The sequence below is a fragment of the Erythrobacter sp. SD-21 genome (assembly GCF_000181515.1).
GTDB lineage: Bacteria > Pseudomonadota > Alphaproteobacteria > Sphingomonadales > Sphingomonadaceae > Qipengyuania.
This window is the reverse complement of sequence record NZ_ABCG01000001.1, coordinates 174,720-189,503: the sequence shown is the minus strand read 5'-3', so window position 1 is coordinate 189,503 and position 14,784 is coordinate 174,720. Positions and strand designations below refer to the sequence as shown.

Annotated in this window: 11 protein-coding genes and 1 pseudogene; 7 read left to right on the top strand and 5 right to left on the bottom strand. The window is 61.8% G+C overall.

Annotated elements, in window-relative coordinates; all coding sequences use genetic code 11:
• Window positions 1–40 precede the first annotated feature (40 nt).
• The 7 genes and pseudogenes from ED21_RS00985 to ED21_RS00955 form a co-directional block, all read left to right on the top strand.
• A pseudogene (locus ED21_RS00985) lies at window positions 41–1,252 on the top strand (sulfatase-like hydrolase/transferase); the annotation flags it as partial.
• Window positions 1,250–3,778, top strand: coding sequence for a calcium-binding protein (locus ED21_RS00980; RefSeq protein ID WP_369765481.1), 2,529 nt, complete (start codon window positions 1,250–1,252; stop codon window positions 3,776–3,778). The pseudogene ED21_RS00985 and the gene ED21_RS00980, both read left to right, overlap by 3 nt.
• A 201-nt stretch (window positions 3,779–3,979) precedes the next feature.
• Window positions 3,980–5,068 carry a diguanylate cyclase gene (locus tag ED21_RS14975; RefSeq protein WP_198005792.1) on the top strand — a complete coding sequence of 363 codons (1,089 nt, stop codon included), beginning with the start codon at window positions 3,980–3,982 and terminating at the stop codon, window positions 5,066–5,068.
• A 221-nt stretch (window positions 5,069–5,289) separates the two neighbouring features.
• Window positions 5,290–6,192 carry a lysozyme gene (locus tag ED21_RS00970; RefSeq protein ID WP_198005791.1) on the top strand — a complete coding sequence of 301 codons (903 nt, stop codon included), beginning with the start codon at window positions 5,290–5,292 and terminating at the stop codon, window positions 6,190–6,192.
• A 207-nt stretch (window positions 6,193–6,399) separates the two neighbouring features.
• A complete protein-coding gene (gene thpR / locus ED21_RS00965; RefSeq protein ID WP_006831930.1) occupies window positions 6,400–6,942 on the top strand; it encodes an RNA 2',3'-cyclic phosphodiesterase in 543 nt (180 codons plus the stop codon).
• Complete coding sequence (locus ED21_RS00960) at window positions 6,939–7,592, top strand: hypothetical protein (protein ID WP_006831929.1); 654 nt, start codon at window positions 6,939–6,941, stop codon at window positions 7,590–7,592. Before thpR ends, ED21_RS00960 begins: the two co-directional genes overlap by 4 nt.
• 145 nt (window positions 7,593–7,737) lie before the next feature.
• Window positions 7,738–9,984: a M3 family metallopeptidase gene (locus ED21_RS00955; RefSeq protein ID WP_083800347.1), complete on the top strand. Its 2,247-nt coding sequence runs from the start codon at window positions 7,738–7,740 to the stop codon at window positions 9,982–9,984.
• A 59-nt stretch (window positions 9,985–10,043) separates the two neighbouring features.
• Here ED21_RS00955 and ED21_RS00950 read toward each other — a convergent pair whose 3' ends face one another.
• From ED21_RS00950 to ED21_RS00930, 5 genes are read right to left on the bottom strand one after another with little or no spacing between them, the layout of a single operon-like run.
• Entirely contained in the window at window positions 10,044–10,334 is a 291-nt protein-coding gene (locus ED21_RS00950; protein WP_006831927.1) for a hypothetical protein, read from the bottom strand.
• Window positions 10,335–10,348: 14 nt separating this feature from the next.
• The gene (locus ED21_RS00945) at window positions 10,349–11,071 is read right to left on the bottom strand and encodes an ABC transporter ATP-binding protein (protein WP_006831926.1); all 723 of its coding nucleotides are present in this window, start codon (window positions 11,069–11,071) and stop codon (window positions 10,349–10,351) included.
• Window positions 11,068–12,021: an iron ABC transporter permease gene (locus ED21_RS00940; RefSeq protein ID WP_006831925.1), complete on the bottom strand. Its 954-nt coding sequence runs from the start codon at window positions 12,019–12,021 to the stop codon at window positions 11,068–11,070. Before ED21_RS00940 ends, ED21_RS00945 begins: the two co-directional genes overlap by 4 nt.
• The gene (locus ED21_RS00935) at window positions 12,018–12,827 is read right to left on the bottom strand and encodes an ABC transporter substrate-binding protein (protein WP_006831924.1); all 810 of its coding nucleotides are present in this window, start codon (window positions 12,825–12,827) and stop codon (window positions 12,018–12,020) included. Before ED21_RS00935 ends, ED21_RS00940 begins: the two co-directional genes overlap by 4 nt.
• On the bottom strand, window positions 12,824–14,746 hold the full coding sequence (locus tag ED21_RS00930; RefSeq protein WP_198005790.1) for a TonB-dependent siderophore receptor: 1,923 nt from the start codon (window positions 14,744–14,746) through the stop codon (window positions 12,824–12,826). The genes ED21_RS00935 and ED21_RS00930 overlap by 4 nt, the downstream gene beginning before the upstream one ends.
• Window positions 14,747–14,784: the final 38 nt, after the last annotated feature.

Below are 14,784 nucleotides of genomic sequence, written 5' to 3'. Positions count from 1 at the left end.
CTGGGGAAGCGGTGCGCGCGCGGCTCAGGGGCAAGAATTCGTGTCTGTTTTAGTTGTTTCGATTGACGATCTGGCGGCGTTCGCCTTCTTCCAGCAGTATTACGGCGGCACGGTTCACACGCCGAATATCGACCGGCTGATGGCCATGGGCACCACTTTCGAGAACGGTTTCTCGCAGGTCGCGCTCTGCAACCCCTCGCGCACCTCGGCCATGACCGGTCTCTCTCCCGCCCACACTGGCGTCCATAACAACGCGGTTGAATACTGGAACGCGGTTCAGGCTGATGACCTGCTGATGTCTCAGTTCATGAACGCGGGGTATCACACCAGCATGATCGGCAAGGTCATGCATACTCCGCGCGTGCCGGACGACTATGGTTCGCGTTTTGCCGACTATATCTTCGAAGAACGCGAAGATGTGGGCGGACGCGAGATCGGCGTTATGGAGCCGGATGATCGCTCTGAAAACGGCGATGAGGTCAATGTCGCGCAGGCGATTGAACTGTTGCAATCCTATTCGTCGGACGATCCCTTCGCGATGTTCGTGGGCATCAACAAGCCCCACCTGAATTGGGTCGTCCCTCAGGAGTTCTACGACCTCTATCCGCTAGAATCGATTGTAATGACCGATTTCCCAATGGACGATCTGGCCGATCTACCGGCATCCGCGCTCGCTTTGGCCAATCCGTAGCGATGGAATATCGACCCGTCCGACGCTGGGCCGGAAGCGATGCAGGCCTATCTCGCGGCAATCAGTTACGCAGACCATCTGTTAAGGCAACTGCTCGATCAACTCGACGAAAGCGGCCTCATCGAGAGCACGACAGTCGTGTTGTGGACTGATCACGGCTACCACCTCGGTGACAAGAATCAGTGGGGTAAATTCACCCTGTGGGAAGACGCGGCCCGCGCGCCATTCGTCATTGCCCAGCCCGGCACGGCGGACGACGGACAATTGGTCGATCAAGTCGTGGAACTCGTCGACCTGATGCCGACTTTGCTCGACTTGACCGGGCTCGCAATACCGCAAGGCCTCGACGGCCGGAGCCTGGTCCCCTTCATCGAGAACCCGGCCTTGCTGGACGATGGAGTGGCAATCACATCCGTGGACGGCAACGTCTCCATCCGTAATAATGACTGGCGCTATACGCGCTATGCCAGCGGCGATGTCGAACTCTACGCCGCCGGGGACCTCCACAATATCGACAATCTCGCCGCCGACCCGGCCTATGCCGATGTCCTCGTGCAGATGAACGCTCTGCTCTTCACCGAAGCCGCGCGGGACGGTTGGATCATTGGAACCGGCGCGGGCGAACTGTTCGGAACCGATGCTTCGGAATCGTTCGTCCCTTACCAGGAACACACGATTTACGGCGGTGGCGGAGACGATCTCTACAATCTCGTCTACGGTGGCTGGGGGTTCTTCCCCGATGTCGTCGAGCTCGAAGGTGGTGGGTACGACACTATCCGGACCAGCGCGCTTAATTTTACCCTGCCCGACAATATCGAGCGCATCATCGGTATGAACACCGAGGCGCGCATCACCGGAAATAGTTCCGACAACGTCATTTTCGGTGGCCGTTACATGTGGGGCGGTGCAGGGGACGATGAAATCTATGGCCGCGGTGGCGACGATTTCATGGCAGGTGGTTCTGGCGATGACTTTCTGCATGGCGGGTATGGCTTCGACACGGTGGATTATTCCGCTTCGACCAGCGCAATAAGTCTGCGTTGGCGCATCGTGTATTCGGAAAGCGAAGGAAAGGATTCGCTGCGCTCAATTGAACGAGTCATCGGCTCGGATTTCGACGACTTGATGCATGGTAGCGGTGCCGACGACACCTTCCACGGAGGCGCCGGATCGGACGAATTGCGAGGTGGCAAAGGTTCCGATGTCCTATTTGGCGAGGCATCGGACGACATCGTCTGTGGCGGCGACGGCAACGACGTCCTTGGCGGTGGCTATGGCGACGACTTTCTCGAGGGCGGGCGTGGCGATGACGAAATCCGGGGAGGCTGGGGTTTCGACACGGCAAGCTACACGGACGCCGGAGCCGGCGTACAAGTCAAGCTCTGGGTTTTATCGAGTCAGGATACTCTCGGCGCGGGATTCGACACCCTCTCATCGATCGAAAATATATCCGGTTCGCAGTTCGGCGACGTGCTGGTCGGCGACTTTACGTTCAATATTATCGAGGGGCTTTCCGGAGACGACCTAATCAAGGGCCTCGACGGGAACGACGTCTTGTGGGGAGGACACGGAAACGATCAGCTGGAAGGGGGGGGTGGCAGCGACGTTCTTCGCGGTGGAGAAGGTGCCGATCTCCTCCTCGGTGGAGAAGGTATCGATTACCTCTTTGGCGGCACGAGCAGCGATTTCCTCAAAGGCGGGAACGGGAACGATCAACTCTACGGCGAAGCGGGCGACGATATTATCGAGGGCGGCCTCCACGATGACGTGCTCTATGGCCTTGACGGGAACGACAGCCTCGACGGCGGCGGTGACAACGACATTCTGTTCGGCGGTACTGGCGACGACCTGCTGGATGGTGGATACGGCTTCGACACGGTGGATTATTCCGGTGCGAGCAGTGCGATCACCCTGCGTTGGCGGATCGTGCATTCGCAAAGCGAAGGAAAGGACACCCTGCGTTCTATCGAACAGGTCATCGGCTCGGCTTTCGACGACGTGTTGTACGGTAGCGTTGCGGACAACATGCTCCACGGAGGTGGCGGATCGGACGAATTGCGAGGCGGCGAAGGTTCCGATTTACTATTCGGCGAAGCATCGGACGACGTCGTCTATGGCGGCGACGGCAACGACGTTCTCGGCGGCGGCTACGGCAACGATCTACTCGAGGGCGGGCTTGGAGATGACGAGATCAATGGCGGCTGGGGCTTTGATACGGTAAGCTATAGAGACGCTGGAGCCGGTGTACAGGTCAAGCTTTGGGTTCTTTCAAGCCAAGATACTCTTGGTGCGGGGTTCGACCTTCTTTCATCGATCGAAAATGTTACCGGTTCGCAGTTCGGCGACATGCTGGTCGGCGACTCTTCATCCAACATACTAAATGGGCTTTCCGGAGATGACGTTCTGAAGGGTCTCGACGGGAACGATGGGTTGTGGGGAGAAGACGGCAACGATCTGTTGGAAGGCGGACTGGGTAACGACGTCCTCCGCGGTGGAGAAGGCGCTGACTTTCTTCTAGGCGGACAGGGTAAGGATACCCTGTTCGGCGGCTTGGGCAGCGATTTCCTCAAGGGCGGGAACGGCAACGACCAGCTCTACGGCGATGCGGGCGACGATATTATCGAGGGCGGCCTCCACGATGACGTGCTCTACGGCCTCGATGGCAACGATCGTCTCGACGGTGGCGGTGACAACGATCTACTTTTCGGAGGCGCAGGCAACGACGCGCTGACAGGTAGCTGGGGCAAAGACATCATGACTGGCGGGTCTGGTGCCGACCGGTTCCTGTTCGGCGACACCGGGCATAGCAGCGCCTTTGCCAGTCTTGCCGACACGATTATGGATTTCTCCCGTCCCGAGGGCGACCGGATCGACCTATCGCAGATTGATGCCATTAGCGGCGGCGAGAACGATAGCTTCACTTTTGTCGGACGCTCCGCCTTTTCCGGAATCGCGGGAGAATTGCGCTGGTACGCCAATGGCGGAAGGCTCTACGTAGCCGGCGATGTCGACGGCGACGGTGCGGCCGACTTCCTCATCGCGGTCGACGGGACCGAGGACCTCACCGCCGGTGACTTCATCCTGTAATTGCCCACGGGACAGGATGTAGCCATGCGCTAACACCTTTCCCAAGAGATTAACGTCACGAGGCAATTCGTTAACTTTTCTGCGTTACCATGAACCGCGAGAGGAAACCGACCGGCATTCGTGGCACATACTCCGCATCCTGCAACCCGCGCATCGAGCGGGCCTGTGACTGTCGACCCGCATGAGGTGCAGCAGGAGACGATGATCGCCATGCTCGAACGCGAGCGGCGTTCGCTTACGTCGAGCATTCTCGCCCTCGTTCTGTTGGCGGTTGGGTTCGGATTCTATAGTTTCCCAGAGCCGTTCTATGCCCTTCTGGCCCTGCGGTTCGTCTCCTTTCTCTTCACTCGCCGGGCAGCCCGCAACCTGGCCAACGCAGTGCGAAAGAGCCGCCCAACAAAGGGCCCACACCGGTTGATGGTGCTGGGAATGGCACTTACCGGCTTGTCTTTGGCATTGCTGCTACTACCAGCACCCTCAGGTACGCCCTTTGCGGCAGTATTGCTGGTAAACTGTGTCGTACTGGTCACGTTGACGCTAGTTCCCGTGACCCTAGCCGCAATGCGCGGCCCACGAGATGCAATGCTGGCCAGTTTCTTCCTGACTATTTGCGGACAAGTAGCGTTTCAGCCTACTTTCGCAAATCCCTGGGTAATAGCAGTGGCAGCCCTTACCGCGATCGGCATTCGAATGTACGCCTACAACACGGGCGAGCATATCGTGACTGCCGCTGCGGTACTGGTTGAAAACCGCCAGCTCTCCGAAGATCTTTCCGACGCACTTGCACACGCTGAATACCTCGGCGTGCGCGATCCACTGACCGGTCTCTACAACCGCCGCAAGCTCTTCGAAGAGCGCGATGACGGTCAGGAGGGACAACTGCGACAAGTGCTCATGATCGACCTTGACCGGTTCAAGAGCATCAATGATCGGTTCGGCCACGCGGCAGGCGATCGCGTGCTGGTCGCTACGGCCTCTGCCATCCGCAACTGTCTGGAAAGGATGGATGGTACAAGTGATCTTGCTTTCCGCTTGGGTGGCGAAGAATTTGTCGCCATTCTGGACAGCGAGGATTTCGAGAAGGCGCGATCCATTGCTGAAGAACTGCGCCGCGACATTGCCAGGATTGCACTGGATGAATCGCACACGGGCAGCTTCGAAACCTCTGCCTCGATCGGACTGGCAAGCTGGCATCCGGGCGAGAAACTGGACGACGTGCTACACCGTGCCGATGCGGCCTGCTACAAGGCCAAGAATGAGGGCCGCAACCGGGTTCGGTCCGCCGCCTGATCGCCACCACACCATCCCCCATCCGTTTCTTAGCGTCGGTGAAGCGTGGACCTTTTCGCGTACTTTGTCCGTTTAACAAGTACATCGACCCCGTCCTGCTTCCGTTTCAGTGAAGAGGACGAAGCGGTCAGCCGGATCTTCAAAGCTCATTTCCGGATTTGAAACAAAGTTTTACGAGGCCCACCCCATTTATGTCAGAGACACAAATCCCAGCGCGAAAGGTGTCGATCGACCGGAACCTGACGAAACCGTCTGATATCCATTCGGTTCAGAGTGCACGACTCAAAGCCCTTATGTCGGAACTGGATCGGCCGCTTGACGACGAAAACTGGACATCCACTCCCCATGCAGGTGAGCAAAAAGGCGTAAAGTCCTTTTTGTCCCGCATCCGTCGCCATCGCCGCCATCGCAGGGACCTTAAACGTGCGCGCCAAGCGGCATCGAAGGTGTATGAGGTCAAACCCCGCCTTTCTACTCGCAAGCGTGCGTCTTTACTGATGGGGGCAGGCGCCATGAGTTTGGCGGCCTTCACTGGTCCGCCGGCCAGCAAAAGCCAAATTACCCCGCAACCTGCGGTATCGCTCACGGTATCCGATCTGGAAGATAGCCGAAAACCCGCCGCTCTGCTCAACGCAAGCGACGAATTCAAGCAAGCGCTCATCGAAGAAGAGGGCGTGCGCTATACCGTCTATCGAGACGTTGCCGGTTATCCCACCGTTGGCGTCGGGCATCTCATTCGTCCCGCAGACAATTTGCGCGTTGGCGATCGCATCAGCGACGAACAGGTTCTCGAGTTTCTCGAACAGGATCTCGAGGTTGCCGAACGCGGAGTTCGAATTTTGGTCGGCGACTTGCCGCTCTATCAGCATGAGTTCGACGCGCTTCTTGACCTCGTATACAATGTCGGTCTTGGTAACGTCTCGGAAAGGGAAAGCCCGCGGCTGAACCAAGCGATCGCCGATGGCGATTATGAAGCCATCGCAGGAGAGCTCAATTATACGCATGCTGCCGGCAAGGTTGCGCGGGGGCTCGAGTTTCGTTCGGAACGTCGCGCCAAGATATTCCTGGAGGCTTCCTACGAAGATCCACGCGAACTTGGCTCGACAGCTGTGACAGCTAGCTAGATAGAACAAAGACTGGCGGCACAAGCAGGTACGCTTCCCACACTTCTATTCGAAGCACGAGCGAGGCTCGCGTGCTCCGCCCTTCTCACCGATAGGTTGAAAAAACTTCGTTGCGAGCGCCAAGAATGGAGGTGGAGACCCTTTGGACTTAGCCCCGTCCCTACCCTGGTTCCGAACAATCGCTTGTGGATCCACAATCGCAGTTAGATGAGCCACCGCCTCTTCTTCGGCCTTCGTCCGCCTCCCACCATTCGGGAAGCCCTGCTCGACAGTATGAGCGGGATCGACAACGCTCGCTGGCAGGATGACGACCAGCTTCACCTGACGCTGCGCTACGTCGGCGAGGCCGGTGCCCACCTAGCCGACGATCTTGCCGAGGCCGCAGCGAAAATTAGCTTCGAACCCTTCGAGTTATCCATCGCAGGTTGCGGCTTTTTCGCGAGAAAAGGCACACCCAGTGCCATTTGGGCCGCGCTCCGGCCAAGCGAACCGCTGATCCGTTTGCATCGCCGAATAGAGCGGCTTTGCCAGAGTTGCGGCCTCCCGGCGGAGACGCGGAAGTTTACCCCACACATAACGCTCGCACGCCTCAATACCTCGTCCGGCCCCCTTGTCCCGTTCCTCACACGCAACACGGACCTCGCCCTTGGCCCATGGCAGGTCGATCACTACATATTATATGAAAGTCATCTGCGCCAAAGCGGCTCGCTTTACGAACCTGTCGTCACTTACCCAGCGAAAGTTCCATGACCACCGATCCCCTCAGAATTACGGCGATCCTCCTGCTGGCGGCAGCGACGACTGCCTGTTCGCCGGTAACCGAGGAGGCCGTCGGGAGCGATCCGCCGAACGAGCAATTGCTCCGCAGTGTCCAGGCGAACGCCAAGCCCGATCCGGGCGAGAACTGCCTGCTGATGGCCTGGTCCGAACAGGACAACCCCGATATCGAGTTCGACCGCGCGCATGACGCGGTAAAGGGCGGCGCGATTTCCTGCGCGACGGGTACCACGCCCAGCCAGTTCGAGACGGCAATATCGGCGCTGCGCGAAGCGGCCGAGAGTGGCGACCGCGCGCGTATCCTCGAACAAGTGGGCATTCCCCTTCTCTACATCGACGAGGAGGGCGAACGCCACGAGCTGAGCCGGGAGCAGATCGACATGCTGTTCGACGACATTTTCAACGAACGGATGCTGGACCTGCTGCAACGGCTGGACCTTTCGCAAATGACAGTCGAGAAGGACCAGGGCGCTTTCTTCGAACTGGGTTCGCTGTGGCTGGTGGTTGACGACGGCGGCCGTCCGCGAGTGATGACTGTCAATAGCCAGGCGTTAGACGAAGCCGCCATGGCGGCGCGAAACCAGGCCGAACGCGGACAGGGTGAGGCGCTCAAAGGCGGCTGATTGCCGTTCGTAGACCCTATTCGACGGTTCGCCGCGCGTTCCTTGCGTCGAAGTCGCCAGTCCGCTTCACGCAAATTGTCGCAACTGCAACCATCCTTCGCCTTCGCGCGTTAGTTTGCAGACCTTGCTAGTAAATGGAGAGACCATGAAGGCCCAAATCCTGGCCACCACCGCCGCAGCCGCCCTTCTTTCAGCTTGCACAACCGCCCCGGGGGGAGAGATGAATCCCATTGCAGACGCCGCAGTAGATGCCGCCGTGTCGGTCCCCGAGGGTACCGGTTATTTCGCATCGGACAGCAACCTTCCCTTCCTCGCACCCGATTTCGCTGCCGTCTCGGAAGACGATTACATTCCGGCCTTCGAGCAGGGCATGGCGATCCAGAAGGCCGAAGTGGAAGCCATCAAGGCCAATCCCGACGCACCGACCTTCGAGAACACCATCGTGGCGCTCGAGAAATCGGGCCGTATGCTCGGTCGCGTAAGCCGCGTGTTCTTCGCTCTGACCGGCACGAACACCACAGACCGTCTCGACGAGATCAACACCGAGATCAGCCCGAAGCTGACCGCACATGGCGACAGCATTACGTTGGACCCGGAACTCTTCGCCCGTGTGAAGGCCGTCTACGACAATCGCGCCGCGATGACGATGACACCCGAAGACGCGACGCTGCTTGAAAAGACCTATGACCGCATGGTTCAGGCAGGTGCACTCCTTACCGAGGCGGAGCGCGAACGCGTGAAGGCGATCAACACCGAACTGTCCACGCTTACCACCGAATTCAGCCAGCAGGCCAAGGACGCCATGGCTGAGCAGCCGGTGATCTTCGACAGTCGCAGCGACCTTGCCGGTCTATCGGACGCCGATATCGCCTCGGCCGCCGAATTCGCCAACGAACTGGGTGACGATGGCAAGTATGCCATTGCGCTGCAGAACACGACCCAGCAGCCCCTCCTGCCGAGCATGACTAATCGCGCCGCCCGCGAGAAGCTGTTCATGGCCAGCTATCACCGCGCTGACGGCACGACCGATATCGATACGCGCCTGCTGATCGCGCGCATCGCCGAATTGCGCGCGGAGAAGGCGGCCCTGTTCGGCAAGCCCGACTGGGCGACCTACACCATGTGGGATCGCATGGCGGAGAACCCCAAAACCGCACTCGGATTCATGGAGCAGATGGTGCCGGCCCTTGCCGCGACCCAGCGGCGCGAAGCCGCCATGCTCAACGCCGCGATCGCTGCCGATGGCGGCGATTACGAGGTAAAACCGTGGGACTGGTATCGCTATGCCAACCGCATCAAGGCCGAGCAGTATAACCTCGATGAAGACGCGATGATGGAGTACTTCCAGCTCGACAAGGTGCTGGAGGATGGCGTCTTCTACATGGCCGAAAAGCTCTATGGCCTGACCTTCGAACGCCGCACGGACCTGCCGGTCTATCACCCCGACGTGTGGACCTACACTGTCTTCGATCGCGACGGCAGCGAACTGGGCCTGTTCTACTTCGACCCGTTCCAGCGCCCCTCCAAGCGCGGCGGTGCGTGGATGAGTAACTTCGTCGACCAGAGCCACCTGTGGGGCACCAAGCCGGTGATCTACAACGTGCTCAACATCCCGAAGGCACCCGCGGGCGAACCGCAGCTGGTGAGCTTCGACTGGGTCAATACGACCTTCCACGAGTTCGGCCACGCGCTGCACGGCTTCTTCGCCGACCAGCGTTACGAAAGCCTCTCGGGCACGTCGACCGCTCGCGATTTCGTCGAATATCCGAGCCAGGTCCACGAGATGTGGGCGACCTATCCCGAAGTGCTGCGCAATTACGCCAAGCACTACCAGACTGGGGAAACCATCCCGCAGGCGATGGTCGACCGGATCGAGGCAGCTTCAAAGTTCAACCAGGGCTATGATTTTGGCGAAGTGGTCGAAGCGGCCCTGCTGGACATGAAATGGGCCGCACTGTCTAAGGATGAGGCCGCCGCGCTCGACACGCCGGAGAAGGTCACCGCCTTTGAACGCAAGTCGCTCGAAGAGCTGGGTCTCGAGATCGATCTCGTCCCGCCGCGCTATCGCAGCACCTATTTCAACCACATCTTCAGCGGCCCGGCCGGGTATTCGGCAGGCTATTACAGCTATCTGTGGACCGAAATGCTCGACCGCGACAGCCGCAAGTGGTTCCTCGACAACGGCGGCCTGACGCGCGCCAATGGCGACCACTATCGCGCCACCGTGCTCAGCCGCGGCGGCACGATGGACTACTTCAAGATGTTCGAAAACTTCGCCGGTCGCGCACCCGACGTAACCCCGATGCTCGAAGCCCGCGGCCTTGTCGCCGGCGACGAAGCGGCGGACAGCGAAGTTTCGGACGGACTACTTCCGGGCGACGCCACGGAGTAAGCTGTCGGGTTATCCGAAATGGAGGGGCGAACCGCGCGGTTCGCCCCTTTTTTCGTGTGCTAAAGTTTGCCGCGGAAACCGAGCGAATTGCGGTTGAGCTCGGCAAGGTCTTCCGTGCCTTCCATGGCCGCGCGACCAAGCGCAACGGCGCGCTGCAAGATCTCGTCCGGCGCGTTTCGATAGGCGGGTGCAGGAATTTCCTCGGTCCACTTTGCGCCCACCGCATTGTCGAGCAGGATGCGCTGGAAACAATGGTCGAACTGCACCGGCCATCCGCGCGCCTGCGCCGCTTGCGGCATTCGCTCGCGGGTGAGGTCGAACCAGTCGTTCTGAAGTGTTGTGCGATCCATAAGGACCCAACGCCTCAAACGCTGGCGAGTGCCCGCTTTCCCTCCTCGCCGAGCCACTGCGTTTCCACGCCCCAGACCTCGCGAATGCGCTCGACGGATAGCGCCTCCGACGGCACCGCATCGGCCACGAGCCGCCCCTGATTGAGCACCAGTACGCGGTCGGCATGATTGCGCGCCATGGCCAGATCGTGAAACACAACGAGGACGCCCCTCCCCTCGCCTGCCGATGCGCGCAGATGGCCGATGAGGGCGTGCTGGTGCGAGAGATCCAGCGCGGCCAGGGGCTCATCCGCGAGTATCCATTCCGGCTCGCCTGCCAAGACGCGCGCGAGCAGGACCCGTGCCTGTTCGCCGCCCGAAAGCGTCTGCGCGCGGCGTTGCTCGAAGGCGGTGAGGTCCAGCGCTGCGATCGCGGCCTCGACCGGCCCGCGGGCCACATCGCGGTGCGGGATGCGGCCAAGTTCGACGAGGCTTCGGACGGTAACGTCCCACGCGATCTCGGGAGCTTGCGGGAGATAGCCAATACGTTTGGCGCGCTGCGCGTGGCCAGCGAGCGCCTCGCCGTCGAGGGTGACCTCTCCGCCGTCCAAAGGAAGGAGGCTCGCCAGCGCTTGCAGGAGCGAGGACTTGCCTGCGCCGTTCGGGCCGCAGATCGTGGTGATCTCTCCCGGTCGCAGCGCGCAGGAAATGTCTCTTAGCCGCTCGCCGAGCGAAACGTTTTTCGCTGCGAGCGTCATGCCAGCCCGCTCCGCATCCGGATCAACAGCCACAGGAAGAAGGGCGCGCCGAGCAAGCTCAACGCAATTCCGAGCCGTAGTTCGGTCACCAGCGGAAGAACTCGCACGAGGCTGTCCGCCACCAGCACGAGCAGAGCACCCGCCAGCGCGCTCGGCACGATCAACTGCGAGGGCCTGCGATCGGTCAGCGGGCGGACGAGGTGCGGAACGATCAGACCGACGAAGCCGATGATACCCGCCACCGCCACGCTCGCCCCCACAGTGAGGCCGATGCCGAGGATGAGCAGCCAGAGCAGTCGCGAAGTGTCGATGCCGAGCGACCGCGCGACCGGCTCACCAAGCGTCAGCGCGTCGAGCGAGCGCCCGGTACGCCAGAGCATCGCCACGCCCAGCGCGACCAGCGGGGCCGCCAGCCAGACTTCGCGCCAGCTGCGGTCGGTCAGCGCGCCATTCAGCCACAGGACGATCTCGCTCATCGCAAAGGCGTTGGGCGCCATGCTGATCGCCAGCGCGGTCAGCGCGCCTGCAAGGCTCGCGACCATCAGACCGGCCAGCGTGAACAGCGCGATACCTCCCGTGCGGCCGGCGATGGCAGCCAGCAGCGCCATCGCGCCGCCTGCGCCGACCAAGGCGAAAAGCGGCAGCAGCCACGCGCTCGCCGCATAGCCGAACCACAGCGCCACGACCGCTCCAAGCGCCGCACCCGGTGCGATGCCGAAGAGGCCGGGATCGGCCAGCGGGTTGCGCAAGTATCCCTGCATCGCCGCGCCCGCTGCACCAAGGCCGCCGCCCACCACCAGCGCCAGTACGGCGCGCGGCAATCGCAGCTCGCTAAGGATCAGCGCCGCGTTGGGGGTACTCGCCGGATCGATCCACACGCGCCCCGCCAGCAGCGATAGCGGGAGCGCCAAAAGGAGGAGCAGCGCAAAGGTCAGCGTGGCGCGGTTCACGACGCGCGCTCCCTCCCCAACTGCAGGAAGCGCACGGCGCGCAGGATCGTCGGCCCGCCGCAATAGAGCAGCCGCGTGTCGAAGCGTTCCTGCCGCATGCCCTCGACCCCAGCCAGAACCGGGTGACGCTGGCCGGTCTCGCTGCCCGCCACGAACAGCACTTGCGGCGGATCGGCCACGACCTGTTCGAGCGAGAGATAATCGGCCTGCGCCATGCCGCGCGCGGTGGCATAACTCGAAAAGCCGGTGCGGCGCAGCAGGTCGCTCACCAACGAAGCCTCTCCCGGCACGATCCCGCCCGGTTGCCACAGCGCCGCCTCGACCGGTTCGCCCTGCCCCTCGGCCTCAAGCAAAGCCGCCTCGATCTCCTCCACCAGCCGCTCGCCCGCCGCCGGATCTCCGGCAAGCGTGGCAAGTTCGCGCACCTGCGCAAGGCTGTCCTCGACCGTAGCAGTGCCCCCGAAGGTCACGACCCGCAGGCCGAGGTCTTCCAGAGCCGCGCGTGTTGCGGGCGCGAGGAAAGTGCTTGCCACGACCACATCGGGATCGAGCGCCAGCACCTCCTCCACCGTCCCGCCGGTGGCCCGATAACGCGCGGCATCCTGCGGTGTCATCGAACTGGAGGACGGGTCCTTGCTGTAATGCGAGATCGCCAGCAGCTGGCCGGGCGCTGCTACCTCGGCCAGGATCGCATCGGTACAGGGATTGAGGCTGACGATGGTCGGGCCTGCCGCCTCGACCGGTCCGCGCGCCCCCTCCCCGCACCCTGCGAGCGCAAGCGCCAGCAGGGGCAGGAGACGGATCACATCCGCGCCCTCAGCCCTACAAAGGCCCCCCGTCCGGGCGTGGTGTAGTTCTGCACGACCGTATAATCCGCATCGAACACGTTCTCCACGCGGCCGAACAGCTCGAACCGCTCGCCCAGCGGATAGGAGGCGCGCAGATCGAAGACTTCATAGCCGTCGAGCGGCGTCATATTCGCGTTGTCGTTGAAGCTTTCCGAAACGAACCGCACATCGCCGCCAAGCTTCAGCCCGAAAGGCGTCTCCCAGTCGGCGAACAGAGTGCCGAAATATTCCGGACGACGCGCCAGTTCGAGACCGCTGTCGCGGTCCTCGGTATCGACATGCGAAAACACGCCGGACACCCGCAGGAACGGCGTCACGTCGAAACCGCCTTCCAGCTCGAAGCCCGCAGCACGCGCCCGCGACACGTTTTCGTAGCCGCCGAAGGGCCGCTCGGGTCCGAAGCCGAAACCGATCAAGTCGTCGGTCGTCCGCAGGAAGCCGGTCAGCGCCGCATGGACGCCCTGCCCACGCTGGCCCTTCTCGATGCCGAGATCGACGCTGGTGCTCGCCTCGGGGCGGAGCTCCGGATTGCCGTAGAAGCTGCGCAGCTGGTACAGGGTCGGCGCCTTGAAGCCCTCGCCAAGGCTCGCCCGCACACGCCAGTCGTCGCCAAGCCCATAGGACAGGTCCGCGCCATAGGTCGCCTTGGTGCCGAACAGCTCGTGATCGTCGATCCGCCCACCGACATGCGCGGCCAGCCGCCCGAAGGCGAGGCCGATCTGGGCGTAGCCGCCGGTGGTCTCGATCGAGCCGGGCGCGTCGAAGAGAGTGACATAGTCGCTCCACTCGTGCTCCGCCCCGAAGGCCAGCGTCAGCGGACCGAACACGCGATATTCACCGCGCAATTGCAGGCGTCCGGAATGTCCGTCGCCCCCGAACGTCACATTCCCGTCGCCGTCGAAATTGTAGCGCTCGGTATCGTCGAGACTGTAGGCGGCGCGCAGGGTCAAATCGTTGCCGTAATAGGCCAGACCCACATCGCCCCAGTAGCGCTGGGTTTCCTGCGTATCGAGCGTATCGGCAAAGGCGAAGGTGGGCGGCGCAAAGCCATCGAGGTCGAGATCCGCCTCGCTCCAGTTCGCATGGGCGAAGAGTTCGATATTATGCGTGACGCCGAAAAACGCCGTGCCGCCGAGAGCGTATTGCTCCAGCCCGTCGAGCTCGCCGCCATCCACGACGGACGAGAAGCCGTCCGTGTGCAGATAGGAGCCGGTGAGGCCGACGAAATAGCTATCGCCACTCAGGCCGCCGGTCGCGCTGGCGCTGAGCGAGTCGCGTGACCCGTATTCGATCCGGCCTTCCAGCCCCGTCGCGGTGCGGGTGGTCACATCGATGACCCCGCCGAGGGCGTCGGAGCCCCAGATCGTGCTGTTCGAACCGCGCAATATGTCGAACTTGCCGACGCTGGAAAGAAGCAGGTTGCCGAAGTCGAACCCGCCACCGGGCGCGGCCGGATCCGCCACACGGACACCGTCGACCAGCACCAGGACCTGCTCGGACGCCGAACCGCGAAGGCTCACCCCGGTAAATCCGCCCACGCCGCCGTTTCGGGTGAAGGAGAGGCCCGGAGTGCGGCGCAGGACGCGCACGGGATCGGCGCCCTGAACCGCGTCGATTTCCTTGGTGTCGATGAGCGTTACGGCCTGACCGGTGTTGCGAATGTCGGTGCCGAGGCCGTTTGCGGTTACGGTGATCGACGGCGTCTCGACCCTTTCGCCCGAGATATAGCAGCACCAACCATCTTCCAGCTCAGTCGTGTCAGGCGAAGGATCATCCTGCGCGGCGATGATTTCGGCCAGCACATCTTCGCTCGAATCCTGCGCATAAGCGGGAGCGCACAGCGCCGAAGCGCTTAGCAAAAACAGGTATTTGGTCACTTTACCTCCAATCATGTCCGTACACGCCGTCCATGACG

Bases quoted from the DNA above. Each gene is read 5' to 3' on its own strand.
- thpR (WP_006831930.1), top strand. From the start codon at position 6,400: ATGAGCCACCGCCTCTTCTTCGGCCTTCGTCCGCCTCCCACCATTCGG.
- ED21_RS00950 (WP_006831927.1), bottom strand. From the start codon at position 10,334: ATGGATCGCACAACACTTCAGAACGACTGGTTCGACCTCACCCGCGAG.
- ED21_RS00980 (WP_369765481.1), top strand. From the start codon at position 1,250: ATGAACGCTCTGCTCTTCACCGAAGCCGCGCGGGACGGTTGGATCATT.
- ED21_RS00960 (WP_006831929.1), top strand. From the start codon at position 6,939: ATGACCACCGATCCCCTCAGAATTACGGCGATCCTCCTGCTGGCGGCA.
- ED21_RS00955 (WP_083800347.1), top strand. From the start codon at position 7,738: ATGAAGGCCCAAATCCTGGCCACCACCGCCGCAGCCGCCCTTCTTTCA.
- ED21_RS14975 (WP_198005792.1), top strand. From the start codon at position 3,980: ATGATCGCCATGCTCGAACGCGAGCGGCGTTCGCTTACGTCGAGCATT.
- ED21_RS00945 (WP_006831926.1), bottom strand. From the start codon at position 11,071: ATGACGCTCGCAGCGAAAAACGTTTCGCTCGGCGAGCGGCTAAGAGAC.